This is a genomic window from Nocardia sp. NBC_01009, from assembly GCF_045208035.1.
Lineage (GTDB): Bacteria > Actinomycetota > Actinomycetes > Mycobacteriales > Mycobacteriaceae > Nocardia.
Genome location: NZ_CP108695.1, coordinates 3,407,011 through 3,424,812 on the forward strand (window position 1 = coordinate 3,407,011; position 17,802 = coordinate 3,424,812).

Genomic DNA, 17,802 nt, shown 5'->3' on the forward strand with positions numbered 1-17,802 from the left:
CCTACTTCCCGGTAACGTGCGCTTCCAGCCAGTCCACGACATCGCCGAGCACCTTGTCCTGCTCGGGCTCGTTGAAGATTTCGTGATACAGCCCGTCATAGCGGATCACCGTGAGATCCTTCGAACCCGCGCCTTCCTCGATGAGGGTGGAGCTGGACGGCGCGGCGATGGTGTCCGCGGTGCCGTGCAGCACGAGCAGCGGCACGGTGAGCTTGTTCAACCGCCCCTTGACCAGGGTCGTCGTGGTCAGGATCTCGGTGCCGGTGCGGGCGGGGAGTTTGCCTCGGAATACCAGCGGATCATTGTCATAGGCCCGGATCACCTCGGGGTCACGGCTGATCATCGACGAATCCAGCTTCAGCACACCGAGATTCGGCGTCAGCCGGGACAACACCGGTGCGAGCAGGCGCTGCAGCGGATTGCCGATCGGGATGTCCAGCGGTGGCGCCGACAGCACGATGCCCGCGACGTCGATCGGTGCGCGGGTGGCCAGGTGCAGCACGATGAGGCTGCCCATCGAATGGCCGATCACGAAGCGCGGTACGTCGGGATGCTCGCGCCCGGCGAGGTCGAGCATGAAGGCGACATTGTCGGCGGAGCCGTCCATCGAGCCGATGTTCGCATTGCTGCCCGCGGACTTTCCGTGCCCGATGTGGTCGAGCGCGTAGACGGCGAAACCGGAGGCCGCGAGCCGCTTTCCGACATGTGCGTAGCGGCCGGAGTGTTCGGCGACCCCGTGCACGAGCACGATCACGGCCTGCGCGACGGTATCGGGCAACCACGCGCGCCACGCGACCCGGCTGCCGCGTCCTTCGAATTCACCGGTGGCGGACTCGAGGCTGTCGGATGTCATACGTCGGCTCCTGACGTCTGCGGCGGCGCGGTGGTCGACACGTGTGCGAAATGGTCGATCAGCCGCCGATTGAACTCGATGAGCCGAGCGTAGTTCACCAGGGAGATACGTTCGTCGGTTCCATGGATCGTCGCGAGGTCGGCCTTGGTCAGCACAATGGGCGCGAAATTACAGCGCGCGGTGGCGAGATCGTTGTAGTGCCTGGCGTCGGTGGCGCCGGGGACGATGCCGGTGGTCACCGCGATGCCAGGCACCACGTCCTCGGCCAGTCGGGCAATCAGCTCGAACCCCGCGCCGGGCCGGGCAGACCTGGTCGGCTCCGAGGTCATGCCGACCAGATCGATGCGGACCCCCGCGTCACGCACCACCTTCCGGCAGTGTTCGAGCACCGACGCGACCGAATCACCAGGCAGGATACGGAAATTCACCAGGGCCTCGGCCTGTTGCGGCAGCACATTGGCCTTCACGCCGCCGCTGATCACCGTGGGCGCGGTGGTGGTGCGCACCAGCGCCTCGGTCTGCGGCGTCGCCGCCATCACCCGGGTGATCAACGGCGTGGCCAGTCCGGCGAGGCCGAGCAGGCGGCGTCGGGAATCGGGCATGACATGCCGCAGCCTGGCCAGCATGTCGGACACCAACGGAATCAGGCGCAACGGCATCGGATGGTCCTGGACGCGGCTCACCGCGCGGGCGATGCGGCCGACCGCGGTCTGGCGGCCCGGCATGGACGAATGCCCGCCCACCTCCGACACCGACAACCGGATGGTGGCATAGCCCTTCTCGCCCAACATGATCGAGGCGACCGGACGATCCACGCCGTCGGCAACGCCATCGGTGATCACGCCGCCCTCGTCGAGCAGCAGGTCCGCGCGCACACCCGCGTCACGCAGCCGCTGCGCCATCCGCACCGCGCCCTGGTCGCCGAACACCTCCTCGTCGTGCCCGAAGGCCAGATATACGGTGTGTTCGGGCCGGATGCCCGCCGCGAGCGCGGCTTCGACGGCCTCCAGGATGGCCATCAGGCGGCTCTTGTCGTCGATGGCGCCGCGGCCCCAGATGAACTCGTCGTCGACAACGCCCGCGAACGGTGGATGAGTCCAGCGCGCCGGGTCGTCGACGGGCACCACGTCCTGGTGGGCGAGCAGGATCGCCGCCACGGTGTCCGGTGCCGTACCCGCCCACCGGTAGAGCCTGCTGTGGCCGAACCGCTCCAGCTCGAGTTCGTCGTGCACGAGCGGGAAGGATCGCTCCAGATGCTCGCCCAGTCGGGTGAACTCCGGGTCGTCGGCGGCGGATTCTTCAGCGGACACCGTCACGCAGCGCAGTGCTTGCGCCAATCGCTCGGCGACCAGCGCATCGACCGCGGTCGGGTTGATAAACGCGGCATCTCCGGTCATCGATCACCGGTCTCGTACGGCGGCAGATTCATGGGCACCGTTGCATTGTTCAACAGACCGGGGTCGAGCGTGATCGTCTTCTCGGCGCGCCATTTGACCAGGGCATCGCTGACCCCGCCCGTCAGGTCGGGTTGGCGGGGCGCACCGAGCAGCGGCAGGTCGAGCCGGGTCGCCGTCACGGTGACCGCGGTGTTCGCCGGGGTGTGCGACCACACATCGTCGATGACATCGGTGATCATCGCCCCGATTCGGTGGTCCGCGGACAGCGGCCAATCCTGGGCCAACATCCTGACCTCGGCGGTCTCTGACACCGGAGCGATGCCGCGGGTGATGATGGTGGCGCGCCCGTCCGGGGCAATGTCGTACAGCTCGACCGTGACAGTGGCCGTCGGCGGACCGACCAGCCGCAACGACGCCGTCGGCGCGCCGGCCAGGTGCTGGTCCTGGGCGAGCGGTTCGGAGACCGACCAGATCTCTCGATCGGGCCCGGGAATAATGCCGCGGTCGGTGTAGACGCCGGGCCGCAGATCGACCGAGACCCGTCGCATGTCCTTCGGCGGCCACGCGGATTCCGAGCGCCAACCCCCGTCGTACTGACCGACCCTGACGCGCGGACCCGGCACCTCTACGTCCCGGCCCGCGACATGCCTGTCGAAGAACGCGAGCAGTTCGGCGTCGAAATTCGGGGTGCCACACTTCTCGTGGCAATCGCTGTGACTCCACTGGTCGAACCAGGCCCGGTGCTCGCCGGGGCCGAGCGCATCCCACACATCGAACACGCGGTAGGCCCGGGTGTTGTAGTCGAGGAACCCTTGGGCGAGAAATAGCGGAATCGTGTTACCGCGCAACTTGTCGACCAGATTGCGGTCGCGCCAGAACTCGGAGTTCACATTGTGGTCGGCGGTGTTCGCGGCGTACTGCGCGTAGCACTGCGGCGACATCTGCACGGCGTTGGCTTGATATTCGGGGGAGTCGTCCCACCGACCCGGAGTGGAGGCGATGAGCAGGTGTTCCAGGCCCACCTGGTCGGCCGGGCGGATGCCTCTGTCGATGACCGGCTTACCGCTGAACTTCCACGACACGCCCTGCATGTACAGGTAGGTGTACGGATCGACCGCAGACGCGAACGAGCCCACCGCGGCAAGGCCCTTCGGCTTGCCGGCAAGACCCATCATCGCGGTCCACCCCTCATAGGAAACGCCGACCATGCCGACCTTGCCGGTAGACCACGGCTGGCTCGCCGCCCACTCCACCGCGCTGGTGACATCCGAACGTTCCCCCGGCCCACCGTAATCCGGGCATCCCGACGACCCGCCGAACCCGCGCAGATCGACGATCACGTAGGTGTAGCCGGCCCGCAGGAACATGTCGACGGGGAGGAAGTCGATCGAGGGACCGTCCGCCAGGTGCGGGATGCTCAGATAGGCCAGGTGCGAACGATACGGGCTCACGGTGAGCACCACCGGAGTTCACGTGTCCTCCGAGATCCCGCGCGGGCGCATGATGTCCGCGTGCAATCGGGTGCCGTCCGGCGCGGTGATATAGCTCTGTGACCACGTGAACGGCAACCCGGCCGGATCGGCGGCCGACACCGGTGCCACCACCCCGAGTAGCAGCAGTACCCCGACCAATACCCGCGACAACGCAGCACCCACATTCACCTGAGCACTATCGACCGCTCCCGGGCGGCTGTCCAGCCCCTGGAAGCGGGGTGTCGGTCACCCGGTCACGGCTGCAGCAGGCCGAGGACATTGCCGTCGGCATCGGTGACCGTGGCGATCAGCTTCCCGCCCCCTACGTCCGTGGGCTCCTGCCCCGCCTCGGCGCCCGCCTCGACCAGGGCCGCGAGGTGCTTGTGGATGTCCTCGACGTGCCAGTAGCCGATCGGTCCCGTCATGCCCTTCTGCGCGCCGTTCGGGTCGAGGCCGATGTCCTGGCCTGCCACGCGGTAGCCGACGTAGTACGGAGTGTCGGCGATCGGCTCCGCGCCGAACAGCGCATTGAACAAGCTCTTCGCCTTGACGAGGTCGGTGACGGGGTACACGATGGTCTGCAGTCCTGCGGTCATGATCGACTCCTTGTGTTCGCTTGCCAGCGGATTTCCCCGGTGTTCGCTCCGGTTCGTCTACTTGACCGACCGAATCGGGAGAATGTGACATGGACGAGAATTTCCTTGCCGAGCGCTTCGAAGAGCATCGGACGCACCTGCTCGCGGTGGCGTACCGGATGCTCGGCTCCGGAAGCGAAGCCGACGACGCGCTCCAGGAAGCGTGGCTGCGGCTGAGTCGTTCGGACGCCGACGAGATCGACAATCTGGGTGGCTGGCTGACCACCGTGGTGGCGCGGGTCTGTCTGAACATGCTCCAGTCCCGCAAGACGCGGCGCGAGGAGCCACTCGACGACCTCGAGCCGCTGCCGTCCGCCGACGGGCCGGAACAGCAAGCGGTGCTCGGTGATTCGATCGGACTCGCGCTGCTGGTGGTGCTCGACACTCTGGCACCCCCGGAGCGGTTGTCCTTCGTCCTGCACGACATGTTCGCCGTCCCGTTCGATGAGATCGCCCCGATGGTCGGCAAGACTCCGGCGGCGGCACGGCAATTGGCGAGCCGGGCGCGGCGGCGGGTCCAGGGTGCGCGGGCGGCTGCCGACCGCGATCGGCAGCGTGAGGTTGTCGACGCGTTTCTGGCGGCGTCGCGCAGCGGCGAGTTCGAGAGGTTGCTGACACTGCTCGACCCGGATGTGGTGCTGCGCGTGGATGCCGCCGCCATGGCGACGGGTGCGGTGGGGGCGCTCGGTGCGGGCGCGGTGGCCGAAACCTTCTCCGGCCGGGCCAAGGCGGCGCGGCTGGCGCTCATCGACGGCCGAGCGGGCGCGGTGTGGGCCGTGGGCGGGACACCGCGGGTGGTCTTCGACTTCACCGTGTCCAACGGCCGGATCGTCGCGATCGACCTGCTGGCCGATGCGGAGACGCTCGGACTGATGGAACTCGAAGTCCAGTAGGGCTGGACTCGGCTGTGACCTGCGCTGTCACATCTGGGCCGTGCGAACGGTCAGGGGTGTGACGGCGCAGCACCCACTCGCGCCGGAGGAACGAGGCGAGGAGAGCCGTCATGAGCAATGCACGATCGATCGGATATTGGACCACGACCGCGGTGACGGTCTTCATTCTGGTGTCGGGCGGTGTCGCCGACCTGGTGCACCGCGCCGACACCGCGAGCGGCATGACCGAACTGGGGTACCCGACCTACGTCATGACCATTCTGGGTGTGTGGAAAGTGCTCGGTGCCTTGACAATTGCCGCGCCGCGATTCCCGCTGGTGAAGGAATGGGCGTACGCGGGCACATTCTTCGATCTGACCGGAGCGTTCGCCTCGCACATTGCGCACGGCTCCGGCGCGAACCATCTGTTCTACACCGGCTTCTTCGCGTTGTGCGCAGTGGCGTCGTGGGGGCTGCGGCCCGCGAGTCGCAAGCTCGCGGTGCCGGTCTTCCGTGGATTCGGACGGGTTGCCGAGCCGCAGGCAAAGGGCGCGCGGGCAGTGGCGACCGGACGGATGCCCGCGGTCGCGTAACAAGAGCGCGTCCACGCGCGAAAATGGCCCGCCGTTCGGTAGAACAGCGGGCCATTCTCTTGTGCCCGGTCGGTGGCAGGCGGTGGAATTGCGTGCCATGGGTGGACCGAGGCGCTGGGTGCTCTCGATCTCACCGCGCTCGGTCCGATCGCAAAACGCTGACACAGTCGTTCGGGTCCATCCGCCGAAACGGATGGACCCGAACGAATTTCATGAATATCAGCCGACGAGGTTCTTGCGCAGTTGCAGGATGGTCCCGCCGTCGAGGCCGAGCCCCTGGGTCAGGAACTTCCCGAAGTCTCCATAATCCGCTTCCAGTTTGTCGACCGCCGTTTCCAGATAGGCGGCACGGACTTCCTGCAACGGAATCAGCAGATCGGGGTTCTGCATCAGACCTGCTCGTTTCACGTCCTCGCGCAGCTTCGCGTCGGCCGCGGCCCGGAACTGATTCGACAGCAAATAATCCTGGCGCGCAGTCTGTTCCGGCACGCCGACCGCCCGCAGGACCACGTAGGTCACCCAGCCGGTTCGATCCTTGCCCGCGGTGCAGTGATAGAGCGTGGCCTTGTCGGTTGCCGCGAGATCCTTGATCGTCTGCCCGAATTCAGCCAGCGAGTCGGTGTTGAAGAAACTCCGGTAAACCCCCGCCATGATCTCCTCGGCCCGCCCGTTGCCGAGCAATTCCTCCTGCCGCTGCGGATCGCGAGACTGAATCGCCTGCAGCATCTGCTGGAACAGCCCGGTGTCATCGATCGGCCGCGAGACCTGTTGCACACCTGCGGGCAGCTTGTCGGGCCCCGAGAACTGGACCTCCGCGGGCGTCCGCAGATCGATGGCCGCCTTCAGGTTCAGACTGCCCAGCTTCTGTACATCCGCAGCGGTTAGCTTGTCCAATGAATCGGCTCGAATAGCCTTGCCGGACTTGACCTTCGCTCCGTCATAGGTGCGATATCCGCCGATGTCCCGAACATTCACCGCCCCCTGCAACTCGATCCGCGCCGCCGCCTCGACGGTGGGATCGGCAATCGCGGTAGGCGGCGAACTGGTCGCGGTCAGCGCGAATGTCGCGAGGGCAGCTGTAATGAAAGAAACAATAGAAATCTTCATGGCGCGGGACAGTAGAACCGCGGCCGAGGTGTCTGCAGGCGTTCCCTCCGTTTTCGCCGCGACTGCTCCGCTCACCGGGATTCGCCTCCTGCTCAACAGGATTCCAGTTCCATTCAACGGGATTCATCCTGTCCCGTGTAGATTCGGCGTATGAACGCGGAAGTTGCTCCACCTCTGACGATTTCGACCGGACTTCCGGCCCGGTGAATGCTGCTGTGTGGGCAGGATGGCGGCCGGCTTCGTCTTGGTGTGTCGTCGACGCAGCAGCCCGCCGGCTACTTCGATCGCGCGCATAGCAATCACTGACCAGTAGCCCAGGATGTGAAGATCTGTCCCACGGTACAGGCGGTGGCTCTGTGCGGTTACGGCATTTCAGGGTTGGTTGTCCGTGACAGGCGGTGCGGGATCGCGTCACTCGGTCCCCTCTTGGAAGAGGCCGAGCGTCCCCGAAGAGACATGTGGCCTACGGGCTGCGGTGCGGTGCTAGTAGCCAGCGGGTTCGTTGCAATGCTGCTTCGGCTTCGGCGGCCAATTCACGCATGCCTGTCTTGATCGCCGCTCGGATAGTCCGCTGAATCTGATGAGGTAGACGGTGCTGCTCTGCCGCCACGACGGCTTCCGCGAACGCTTCGGCGGCCGCTCTGGGTTCACTGATCGCGGCCAGGGCTTCGCCTGTCGTCACTCGTTCGATGATGCGCCACTGCGGTGCGGGAGGGGTTCCTACTGTGAGGTTTACGAGTCGACCAGCGTCGACGATGCGACCGGTACCAAGCAATCCGCGGAGTTCAATTTCGCGCAAAGTGAACGGCTGAAACAGCAAGCCGCTGCCCGTGTTCAGCTCTAGCAGTCCCCGATACTGACGCAGGGCGGAATCGAATTGTTCACTGTCCCCAAGTTCACCGGTCGCACGGCAGAGGAACGCAAGCGTCGAGCCTTGGTCTGCGGGTTCCATCGACAGCTCTAATGACTGCTCCAGACGGGCGACTGCCGCGCCGACGTGGCCGGCTTTACGCAACTCGTTGCCGTGCATACGGAGCGTGTGAGCGTAGAACGCTGGGTCATCAAGGTGAGCGGCCACCTTGACCGCCTGGCCGGTCCAGCGGGCGGCCGATGATAGGCGTTCTTCGGGCAGGACCGTCCCGAGCGAGACGCCGAGTGCAACCCGAGCTTGTGCGAGCAGGATGAGGCTGTCTCGTTCCATACGCCCCTCTACTGCCATGGCTTCCAGCCGAGCGACCAGGGGCCACAACTCGTTGACGGCCTCGACGGCGTGGCCGGATTTGCGGGCGATCTCAGCGAGTCGCACTGTACTGTCGCCGAATTGGAGCATGGCTCGGTATTCCGCGTCGTCTGTGCCGGTCACACCGAGTATATGGGAGGGCAGCCCCAACCGCGCCGCGATGTGTCGGCGGGAAGCCAAGTCCGTGATGGCGCGGCGGCCGGTTTCGAGCATCGACACGTATGACTTGTCGTAGCCGAGTAGCTCGGCCAACGCGACTTGGTTGAGCCCGTTGATGCGGCGGTAGGCGCGGAGGATCGTCGGTAGGTCGCGGGTCGCCATCGCGGTCGCTGCCTCGGGTGCGGCCCATAACCAAATGGCGGACGCGATGGGGGCGGCGCGGACGACGATCCGGCTCGTGGCACTGGTGTTCGCGGCACAGGTGGGACACACGGTCTCGCTCGCATAGCGGCTGATGATGACGCCGCACGCCTGACACCTGCCGCCGCTCATCCTGTTCCTTTAGACGTTCTCCGCTGCCCGGAGTTGAGCGAACCAAGTCATGACGGATCGCTTGTAGCCGTCTGGCATGTTCAACCCAGCTATCTCGTTCTCACGAAACAACCCGACCTCTTTGTGCTCGTGCGACAAAACTGGATCGGCGTCGGTGTCCGGGTAGCAGCCGTACGTCACGATGAATACATGCTTCTCGACCTTGTTGATGTAGTAGACCCATGAGTCGAGAATCGGCCCCGTGGTAACCGGCCACTGCGTCTCTTCGGTGATCTCGCGAGCTACACATTCTTCGGGCGTCTCGTCGGTTTCGATTCTGCCGCCCGGCAACTCCCACTCTTCCCGCTCGTTCTTCAGCAGCAATACCCGACCGTCACGAACAACCACGCCTTTAACTGATATCGAGTACATGTGCGGCACGTAACCGGAGGCAGTCATATCGCGACGCTAGCACCGGCCATCGCCTAAAGGCGGATGGTTGAGGTTGACAGTCTGTCAGTGGACGCACCAGCGACCCACAGCGCACGGTTGTCCCATGTTGGTTGACTTGCAGCAGGATTGGGCGGCAGGGGTGGCGGCAAGGCTCGCTGCTGACGGGTTCGCCCGCTTCGACAGGATTAGCACCCGAGCCCAGCTCGTCACGCTCGGGGCGTCGCTGGGTCGCATCGTTGCACACCGCGACAGCGACGACGACGGCGTGACAACGCTTCAAGACCGGGGAGGACTCGCAAAAAAGATCGGTTACGAGGGATTCGGCACAAGTGCCCTCGCACCACACACCGACCGCTCGGGGGTGACAGAACCACCCGCGCTCCTCCTTGTGGTGTGCGGGCGCAAAAGCAGTTCGGGCGGTGAGTGCGTCGCGATCGACGGACGCGGCGTATACATCGATCTCGCGACGAACGACCCGGAATCCGCACACGCGCTAACGATGCCCCGCACAGCACTTTTCGGTGGCGCTGCAGGATATCTGGGCTCCATCTTCGAGCATGTCCAGGGAGGCCGGATACGGGTCCGATACCGCAATGACGGACTGGTCAAGTACTCGCCGGAGATCATGCGCTTCTTGCCCGTGCTAACTGCCGCGATCAAACGACACACCACCCACTTCGCTCTCGAGCCCGGACAAGGGTACGTGTTGCACAACCATCGTTGGCTCCATGGCCGGACCGCGTTCACCGGTGATCGCGTCATGTACCGGCTGAGCTTGGAGCCACACCCCGAGTTCGCGATTCCGTCCGGGTTCGCGAGGCCGGACATGTCGGCGGTGGTTCCTGGATGAACGTCGACTTCGACACGGTTCGCATCGCCGTGCAATTCGAGAACGGTTCCGACGACCCGAACGCCTACCCGCACTACGACCACTGCGGCTTCGTCCCAGGACCTCTCAGTGTCGAAGAGGCACATCGGCTGTCGCAGATTCACCTGCATAGCGAGTCTGTGCAGTGCAGGCAGAAGCAAGCCGCGCTGTCGACATTGGAAGCAGCCGGCGTGGTACACCGCACCTCACAATCGGGTGTGCGGTCATGAACGGGCCACTCGGTCGGCTCCCATGGCGCGGCCGACTCGAACCGGCGGAGTTCGCACGGGTCGAGTCGATCCTGCGGGAAGCGAGCCGCGCCGACCTGGAGACTATGACGCGGATTGCGGCAGAGCTGCGAGCAGAGCCCGGCTTACCCCGCCAGCAAGCCGAAATAGACGGCGTGATCGCCCGGTACAGGGCGGCGCACCCAGAGGCCGTGAGAAGAGACGAGAGACCAATGTTCGACGGGCGACAGGATCGCAGGCCTGAGAGCGATGATACGGCCAATTAGGAGGACATCGAGTCCGCTCAGATACGTAGGCGTCCCATCGCCATCATCGATGCCAATGGGACGACTAATCTTCCGATACTGCCGTGGGTCGAATTATGGGAAGAGGAAGAACCGCATCAAACCGACGTGTTGACGTACGGGCACCTATGGCCGGACACGGACGAGTCCACTTGCCTGGTGATCGCGAATGTGATCGCCGAGCGGATGGACTCGATTCCGTCTACTGCGTACCGAACGCAGTGTTCAGCCGCGTTCGCGCAGGTCAGGCCTACACGTCGAAGTGGAGCTCGGATTAATACCTGGTCGTTTGCGCGCATTGACGACGTTGGTGAAGCTATCTGACCAGCGGATTTCGTGGTGGTGATGTTGGAGGAAGTTAGGTCGAAGCGGGGCTGCTGCGTACTTCTGCGTACCCGCCCGGGTCGTATTTGGTACTGCCGGCCTCCGGCCATCGTCCGCTGTTATGAACCGTGCGCCACTGGACTTGGAGGCCTAACACTCCCAAATCCGGTGAATGACCGCTCTTATCCTCAGGTAGTCGGATCTGGGGCCTGTGCAGGTGGCCAGCGGACGGGGGTCACGTTCTCCGGTTTGAGCGATAGATCCTGGTCCCAATCGAACTGTGGCGGAGGAGGTCCCCACCGTTGGGGTTCGTCGAACGCAATAGTTTCTGAACCGAAGTCGACGTTCTCAAATGTCGTTGGCGCCGCAAATTCTGCACACTGAAAATTGGTCTGTCCAGAAAAAGTAACCTTGTTGAAGAAAGTTGCACCGAGGAATGCTGCATGACTGAAGTTGGCGGATTTATGAAAAACCGATGCAGAGAAGAGTGCTTCTCCGAAAATGGCTCGTCGGGAGAATCTCGACTTAACAAATCGGATAACTTCTGAGAATTTTGCCCCTTCGAACGAAACGTCTTCGGAGAACGAAGAATTATCGAATATTGCATGTGAGGAGAATTTCACCTCAAAGAACGTTGTCCGTCCTCGAAAGCGTGCTCTTTCGAAGGTTGTATAGCCATCGAAGTTTGAGTCATCGAAAGCCACTACATCGCCAAAGGAGGCATCTTCGAAACTGGCGTTGCCTAGGAATCTCGCATGGATTAGCGCTGCTGGGCTCGTAAATATGGCTGCGGTGAAATTGGCGTATCCAACAAACGTTGAATATCCAAACCTAACATTCCCTGCAAATTTCGAGTTGCTGAAATCTGCATCTACAAGGTGGGCTTTCCAGAAGTCGAAGTCATTCGCTGACCAGTTATGCTCATCACTTCGAAGGTGATCGGCGATAACTCGGACGATAGCGCTACGAACTTGCTTGTCGTTCTGTAGATACTCGAAGTGCTCCTCGACTTCCGGCTCATTCGTATCTGCGGAAGTGCGTTTCAGGATGGACTTGGTCTGATGGTTTTCCCCGAGTTCCGGAGAGTAGGGCAAACGCAGGTAGCCGCACAAGACATCAATACATTGCTGACGGTGTAGGCCTGTTGATTCATCGGCGACGCCAGCCATGGCGTATACGCCAGCAATCCGGACGGCGACCTGGCTTGCCCCGAGCTGCGCAGCCGCGGCGCCAAACCGTTCAACGAAGCGTCCTTGTTCTATATCTCGTTGTCGTCGGTAGGCGACAACGAGAGCGACCGCACCACCGACGCCACCGGCGATAGCGAGTCCGAGCTTGGTGATGTCGATTGGGTCGGCAGCCTTGGTGCTTGTCTGGATTAACCCACTGAGGGTCCACACGGCCAGCACGGCGATAACAAGGCCGCCAGCCACCGCCGCGCAGACTGCAGGCAGTAGCGGCAGTCTTCGTATAGGCAAGCGGATGCGACCTGCGGACTTCCCAATCAACGACAGCACTGTGCCATTCTGTCGGGATTCACGTACGGCCGCGGGGAAACCGAAGACACTAATAATTGCGACCAGTTGGTTTCTGTCGTGGGCCCATTCCTGGGTTTATAGGCGTCGGCTCGAACACCGGATCCGGACGTGACCCGGATTCGGAAGTGGATCAAATTGGCCCAGAAATAGGTCTGGCTAGCACGGTGTTTGTTGCCGTCCCTCTAGGCGTCGTTGGCTCCGAACGGACTTAGCCGAAGGTGCTCGCTGGGCTCATTGAATGGCGACGCAACTTCGCCCGCCCGTGAATAAGCACCCTCATGATAGAAGGCCCGCCAGGTTGCACGACTGGCGGGCCTTCTGCTCGCGAGTGCCGGGACTATTACGGGACCTCATTAGTCCTGTCATGGTCCCGGCACCCTCAGTAGAGAATAGGGTCTGAGCTGGGTAGGTTCCGCCGTCTCTCTTCCTGCCCGGTCCCCGCTTTCTATGGCTTCGCTGTTCATAGAGAGTGGGGACCGGACGGAAAGAGGGACAACGCCAAACACAAAGAACAAGAGATCAAGAGGAGAGGATGCGAAGAAAGGAACCACAAAGAGAGTGCTCATCGCGTACGGCGCCAACATCACAGTGGTGCAAGTCGCATGCGACATTCGTACGCCGCGACCACTCTCGACACCTACGGGTATCTCTGGCCGGATACGGACGAGTCCACCCGCGAGGTGATCGCGAATGTGATCACCGAGCGGATGGACTCGATTCCGTCTACTGCGGACCGAACGCGGGAATTAGCCGCATCCGTGCAGGTCAGGCTTACACGTCGAAGTAGAGCTCGGACTAGAAACTGGGCGTTTGCGTCGTTGGTGGTCGTTGGGTTCGGTGGCTGTGAGCTGGGGTTTTTCCGTCGTAGCGTTGGCCGATGTTGGCTCTCGATGGGGCCGCTGCGTATGAGCTGCGTATGAAGTCGCGGGGTGTGATGCTCCGCGACTTCGTCATGTCCGGGTGACTTCCCTTCCCCTGCTTCCTCATACTGGCCATCTCTGAGCGGAGGGAGGGCGTGTCAAGGGCGCTCTTTCCCTTGACTCGTCCGAGTGAGGTCAGACAATCGGGCCATGAGGAGGCAGGGATCTACGCAACCATAGCCAGTCACCCTGTCCGCGGATTCCGTTCAGCAATTCACTCGCACCTGGTGAGCGGCTTGGTGATCGAGCAAAAGGCCGGCCTTTTCGGCTGACCGGTGACGGCTCGGTGCCCGCCGACGCGGGTTCGGCAGGCTGGTCTTATGAGGCAAGCGAGCGAAGCTCGTGCGGCAGCACCGTATGAGAGTCGGTGTGCTGGTGGCCGTCGATCGGGAACAACGCCGGCCGAGTCGGGTTCGTGAACCGTTCGGCAATTCTGACTGCCGGTCCCTCGTGACCCGTCAATGCCCTCGGGTCGATGCTGTCTGAGCATTCAGGAGTCCGGCTTCTGCCGTTAGCGCGTGGGTGCCGCCGACGCGCCGGTCCGGCGGCGGGACAGAGCGTAGGACCGTAGCGCGGCGGCGGCGCGCACGCGCCGCCGCAGGCGCTCTTGACTCTATATAGCGAAATTCAGCAACAACTCGCGTACGTGAGGTGGCGATGCGTGCTCGCCTGCGTAGCTGTGCACACAAAAACGGCCGAGACCTCGACCGTAGATGGCGATCGGGTCCCAGCCGGATTGCATTCCTGGGCGCTGGCTATCAGTCGAGCGAGTACTCCGCGCTGAGCTCACGCCCTGGGCCAAGGAAATCGATGGCGTACTCCGTGGGATCACCGTTCTGATCCCAGTAGAGGTTCGCCATCGTCAAGCATTCCGAATCAACCTCAACGCCAAGGCTTTCCGCAATGTCAGCCGGGGCTGGACGGAGAGCCACCATGTCACGGCGAATGACAGCCCGCCGCCCAGTCCGATCTTCGACCAGGCCGAAGGTCATCTTCGGTAGCGGATCGGTCGACAACAGTTCAGGTGCGGACTTGGCGAACTCGCCAGGCAGCCAGGATGTCGACACCGTGACGATTCCAAGATCATCGCGATAGATGCGACGACGGCGGACGACGGACGAGCCTTCGGGGATCCCAAGGGGCTCCGCGATATCGGAGGCAGCGCTGGTCAACTCGGAGCTGACAACCTCGACGGATTCGCCAGAACGGTAGCCGTTTCCAGTCGCGCGGAGCATCTGCAACCGATCGGGGCCGGTGGTCTGCTTGTGTGCGATAGACACGAAAGTGCCCTGGTTGGTGCTGCGAACGTAGCCTTCGGTTCGAAGCTGGGTGAGTGCCTTGGCTGCGGTAGCCGAAGCTACTTGCCAGCCTTGTGCAACCTCTGCGACGGAGGGCAATTTGGCGCCTTCGGCCAGTTCGCCCTTCTTGATCAGTTCTCGGAAGTGGGCGGCGATTTGCAGGTATGCAGGCGCGGGCCGATCCAGTGTCGGCGACATCTAAACAACCTCCTGGCGTTAGCGTGCTAGCTGACATGCAAGTCTATCACCTGCGGATATTCCGTCTCTACCAACGATTTCCCATCGTGTACTAGCTCGCAAACGTAATCGCGTGCTAGTATACGAACACGGAACTTTGAGGGTCGAAAAGCGGAGGTCATCATGCAGGTTCGGAATCGGGTGGGTTCGGATGGGCTTCGACCGTCGCGGCTCAACTTCGCTGGTTGGTGCATGTACTGCATCGCCCTGGGGTGCACCGACGCTCGTTGCATCGCCCTCCACGCTGCGAGCAGTTGGACGCTGTGCACCATCTGCCAGGGGTCGGAATACTCGGACCGCGAAACGATGACCCGCTGCGAGTGCGTGGGTGGCCTGATCGAGGCGGATGGCCCCGATGCCGAGGTGATCGACCTGCTCTCGTTCGTCGTCACCTGCCCGGCCCGTCCGGCTGATGAGCCCCGTAACGGTGCCTCCGGCCTGGTCCCTCGCGGCCCGGCTGTCGAGCCCTACAAGTACCCGCCGTTGACGCCGAAGACTCCCGAACTCGGTGCGATCGCGAAAGCGAATCCGAATGATGCTGCTGCGCAGTGGGCGGCCTACGGGGTGCAGTACTGATGCGCACCTACAACGGACAGGTCTCCGAGGAAGACCACGCACGCCTGCTCCTGCTGGGCCTGGATGCTCTGCCGTTCCGTGAGCGCTGGTTGCTGTGCTGGCTACTCGACCGACCGAACCGTATGTCCATCGCGTTCGAGGAAGTCTCGGAACTGTCCTCGTGTGAGTTCAGCGAATTGTGCTGCCGCTGGCGGGAACTCGGCCTGATTGGCGGGGCATACAGCGAGACCTACGACGCGAACCTTTGGCAGGCGACCGACCTCGCCGCGATGGTGGCCGGACTGATCCCGGCAACTGACGGGCTCGTGTTCACCTCGACGCCGGTCATCGTGGAACCGGTCGACCTCGACGCCATGGAACTCGCAGCATGACCGCACCGATCATCGGAATCGCCCCCAACCGGGAAACAGCCGCCGACCGACGCGCGATGCCCGACATCAACGACATCGCCGAATCAGCCGCCGAGAAAGAAGGTGTGTGCGCTCGTGTCGTGCCCATGCGGGCGTTCGATCCGATCACCTCTCGTACCTCCTACGTCGGCGCCCCCTGCAAGTCCACAGTGGCCTCGACGTGCCCGGCGTGTGCCAAAGCCAACCGCTACCTGCGCATGACCCAGCTGCGCGAAGGCTGGTGTGCCGAACATGAACCCGTCGACACCAAGACCGAACCGACCCAAGCGCAGCAGGATGTATTGGGCGGGCGCGCAATCCTTTTCGCCGATTATCACGACGCTCGCCGTGACGGTGATCACGAACTCGCGGATGCGATCAAAGCTCTGGTGGCCGACCTCGATGTCGAGCTGCGTGAACTCGGCGTACGTGGCCGTCTCCCAGCCTTAGACGAGAAGCCCCGCCGCAAAGCCAAATCGACCCGTCGCCGTGACGACCTGCCGGACCTGCCACGCAAGAAGGTCAACAAGGCGCTGACCGTGGGTGCCGCCTACGCGAACGGCAAGTATCGGCCCTCGACGTTCTTCACCATCACCCTGGATTCCTACGGGGCGATCAACCGTGTCCGCGATCCCGAGACCGGCAAGATGGTCTCTGATGGTTCCCCGCGCGACCCCGAGTCCTACGACTACACCCGCCAGGCCCGCGACACGATCCACATGGCAAAGCTGTTCTCCAAGTGGATCGAGAACCTACGCCGCGCGATCGGCTGGAACGTCCAGTACTTCGCGACTGTGGAACCGCAGAAACGCGGTGCCCCACACCTGCATATCGCTATCCGGGGTTCGATCCCCTCGCAGCTGCTGTATCAGGTCACCGCGGCGACTTACGTCAACATTTGGTGGCCGCACTTCGACACCCCGGTCTACACCGAGGCGAACATGCCGCAGTGGGACTACACCGCCGGCACTTTCGTGGACCCGCGCACCCACAAGCCGCTGACGTACTGGGATGACGCCCTGGCGGTGATGGACACCGTGGACGATCTCGAACCGGCCCACACCATGAAGTTCGGTGGTCAGTCCAAGGCGGTGCAGATCCTCGGGGGCTCGGAGGAGATGGACACCAAGGTTCGGTATCTGACGAAGTACCTGACCAAGTCCATCGGGGAAGTCCTCGACACCGATGTCGTGCGTACCGCGGTGCACTACGACCGGTTGCACGCGGAGCTGCAGCACACCCCGTGTTCGAAGACATGCGCGGTATGGCTGCGCTACGGCATCGTCCCCAAGGGCGCCAACGAGAAGACCCAACCAGGCAAGTGCAAAGGCAAAGCCCACCGCCGTGACTCCTTGGGCCTGCCCGGTCAACGGTGCTTGAGCTCGGACAAGTGGTCAGGCAAAACGATTCCCGATCACAAGGCTGATCGCCTCGACTTCGTGCGCGCCGAGCTCGCCCGCGTCGGCATCGTCAAGCCGGATACCTCGCACCTGCGGATCACCCCTGTCGGGCCTGGCGACAAGGACGCGCCGCCTCGTTCGCATCTGGTCATGGCGTTGGTCGCTGCACGGATCAACGACCGCGCCGAGTACACCAATGCCCGCCTCGCCATGACCCAGGGGCCACCAGGCGATGCCAGGGGAGCCATTGTGTCACAAGCGTTTTCGACTGTTCAGCAAGCAGCATAGGAAGGTATCCAGCGATGATCGAGAATGACGTGTTCCTCCGGGCTAAGCAGTGCGAGGACCTGACCGGCATTCCGGAGGCGACTTGGCGATGGTGGGCGCACGTCGGCCGTGGCCCAGAATCGTTCAAGCTGGGTCCGCGTCGGCGGGTATGGCGTAAGTCCGTCGTGCTGGCCTGGATCGCTGAACAGGAGCAGGCCACCGGTAGCAACCCGGCAGCGGCATAGTGGCTACTCGACGTAATCGCCGCTCCGGTATCGAAGACCTTTGGACCAAGGAGAAACGTCTACCGGATGGCTCGATGCAGCGAGTGCCTTCCGCGATCCATGGCAAGTGGAAGCG

The 17,802-nt window shown here is 63.2% G+C and carries 17 protein-coding genes; 7 read left to right on the forward strand and 10 right to left on the reverse strand.

The window, feature by feature from the left end; translation table 11 throughout:
- Nucleotide 1: 1 nt before the first annotated feature.
- From OHA42_RS15225 to OHA42_RS15245, 5 genes are all read right to left on the reverse strand, one after another.
- Nucleotides 2–853 carry an alpha/beta hydrolase gene (locus tag OHA42_RS15225; protein WP_406237698.1) on the reverse strand — a complete coding sequence of 284 codons (852 nt, stop codon included), beginning with the start codon at nucleotides 851–853 and terminating at the stop codon, nucleotides 2–4.
- Nucleotides 850–2,250 (reverse strand): M20/M25/M40 family metallo-hydrolase, encoded by a 1,401-nt coding sequence (locus OHA42_RS15230; RefSeq protein WP_406237699.1) that lies wholly within the window; start codon nucleotides 2,248–2,250, stop codon nucleotides 850–852. The genes OHA42_RS15225 and OHA42_RS15230 overlap by 4 nt, the downstream gene beginning before the upstream one ends.
- On the reverse strand, nucleotides 2,247–3,701 hold the full coding sequence (locus tag OHA42_RS15235; protein WP_406237701.1) for a CocE/NonD family hydrolase: 1,455 nt from the start codon (nucleotides 3,699–3,701) through the stop codon (nucleotides 2,247–2,249). Before OHA42_RS15235 ends, OHA42_RS15230 begins: the two co-directional genes overlap by 4 nt.
- Before the next feature lie 18 nt (nucleotides 3,702–3,719).
- On the reverse strand, nucleotides 3,720–3,911 hold the full coding sequence (locus tag OHA42_RS15240) for a hypothetical protein (RefSeq protein ID WP_406237702.1): 192 nt from the start codon (nucleotides 3,909–3,911) through the stop codon (nucleotides 3,720–3,722).
- Between the two features lie 65 nt (nucleotides 3,912–3,976).
- Entirely contained in the window at nucleotides 3,977–4,318 is a 342-nt protein-coding gene (locus tag OHA42_RS15245; RefSeq protein ID WP_406237703.1) for a VOC family protein, read from the reverse strand.
- 89 nt (nucleotides 4,319–4,407) lie between these two features.
- On the opposite strand from OHA42_RS15245, the gene OHA42_RS15250 reads away from it, so the two are divergent.
- A complete protein-coding gene (locus OHA42_RS15250) occupies nucleotides 4,408–5,250 on the forward strand; it encodes a sigma-70 family RNA polymerase sigma factor (protein WP_406237704.1) in 843 nt (280 codons plus the stop codon).
- A 110-nt stretch (nucleotides 5,251–5,360) separates the two neighbouring features.
- Nucleotides 5,361–5,822 (forward strand): DoxX family protein, encoded by a 462-nt coding sequence (locus tag OHA42_RS15255; RefSeq protein ID WP_406237706.1) that lies wholly within the window; start codon nucleotides 5,361–5,363, stop codon nucleotides 5,820–5,822.
- 219 nt (nucleotides 5,823–6,041) lie between these two features.
- Here the strand turns inward: OHA42_RS15255 and OHA42_RS15260 are convergent, their stop codons facing one another.
- The 3 genes from OHA42_RS15260 to OHA42_RS15270 all read right to left on the reverse strand — a co-directional run bounded on the left by OHA42_RS15260 (nucleotide 6,042) and on the right by OHA42_RS15270 (nucleotide 9,099).
- Nucleotides 6,042–6,929, reverse strand: a complete 888-nt coding sequence (locus OHA42_RS15260; protein ID WP_406237708.1) for a tyrosine-protein phosphatase — start codon at nucleotides 6,927–6,929, stop codon at nucleotides 6,042–6,044.
- Nucleotides 6,930–7,392: 463 nt separating this feature from the next.
- A complete protein-coding gene (locus OHA42_RS15265) occupies nucleotides 7,393–8,661 on the reverse strand; it encodes a helix-turn-helix domain-containing protein (protein ID WP_406237710.1) in 1,269 nt (422 codons plus the stop codon).
- A gap of 9 nt (nucleotides 8,662–8,670) precedes the next feature.
- The gene (locus OHA42_RS15270) at nucleotides 8,671–9,099 is read right to left on the reverse strand and encodes an NUDIX domain-containing protein (protein WP_406237712.1); all 429 of its coding nucleotides are present in this window, start codon (nucleotides 9,097–9,099) and stop codon (nucleotides 8,671–8,673) included.
- A 97-nt stretch (nucleotides 9,100–9,196) separates the two neighbouring features.
- On the opposite strand from OHA42_RS15270, the gene OHA42_RS15275 reads away from it, so the two are divergent.
- The gene (locus OHA42_RS15275; protein WP_406237714.1) at nucleotides 9,197–9,943 is read left to right on the forward strand and encodes a TauD/TfdA family dioxygenase; all 747 of its coding nucleotides are present in this window, start codon (nucleotides 9,197–9,199) and stop codon (nucleotides 9,941–9,943) included.
- A gap of 1,062 nt (nucleotides 9,944–11,005) precedes the next feature.
- On the opposite strand, the gene OHA42_RS15280 is transcribed toward OHA42_RS15275, so the two are convergent.
- A complete protein-coding gene (locus OHA42_RS15280; protein WP_406237716.1) occupies nucleotides 11,006–12,334 on the reverse strand; it encodes a pentapeptide repeat-containing protein in 1,329 nt (442 codons plus the stop codon).
- Nucleotides 12,335–14,033: 1,699 nt separating this feature from the next.
- Nucleotides 14,034–14,771, reverse strand: a complete 738-nt coding sequence (locus tag OHA42_RS15285) for a GntR family transcriptional regulator (RefSeq protein WP_406237718.1) — start codon at nucleotides 14,769–14,771, stop codon at nucleotides 14,034–14,036.
- Between the two features lie 345 nt (nucleotides 14,772–15,116).
- Between OHA42_RS15285 and OHA42_RS15290 the strand changes: the two genes are divergently transcribed.
- The 4 genes from OHA42_RS15290 to OHA42_RS15305 are packed head-to-tail and all read left to right on the forward strand — an operon-like array spanning nucleotide 15,117 to nucleotide 17,687.
- Entirely contained in the window at nucleotides 15,117–15,386 is a 270-nt protein-coding gene (locus OHA42_RS15290; RefSeq protein WP_406237720.1) for a hypothetical protein, read from the forward strand.
- A complete protein-coding gene (locus OHA42_RS15295; protein WP_406237722.1) occupies nucleotides 15,386–15,757 on the forward strand; it encodes a hypothetical protein in 372 nt (123 codons plus the stop codon). Before OHA42_RS15290 ends, OHA42_RS15295 begins: the two co-directional genes overlap by 1 nt.
- Nucleotides 15,754–17,463: a replication initiator gene (locus tag OHA42_RS15300; RefSeq protein WP_406237723.1), complete on the forward strand. Its 1,710-nt coding sequence runs from the start codon at nucleotides 15,754–15,756 to the stop codon at nucleotides 17,461–17,463. Before OHA42_RS15295 ends, OHA42_RS15300 begins: the two co-directional genes overlap by 4 nt.
- A gap of 14 nt (nucleotides 17,464–17,477) precedes the next feature.
- Nucleotides 17,478–17,687 (forward strand): helix-turn-helix transcriptional regulator, encoded by a 210-nt coding sequence (locus OHA42_RS15305; protein WP_406237724.1) that lies wholly within the window; start codon nucleotides 17,478–17,480, stop codon nucleotides 17,685–17,687.
- Nucleotides 17,688–17,802: the final 115 nt, after the last annotated feature.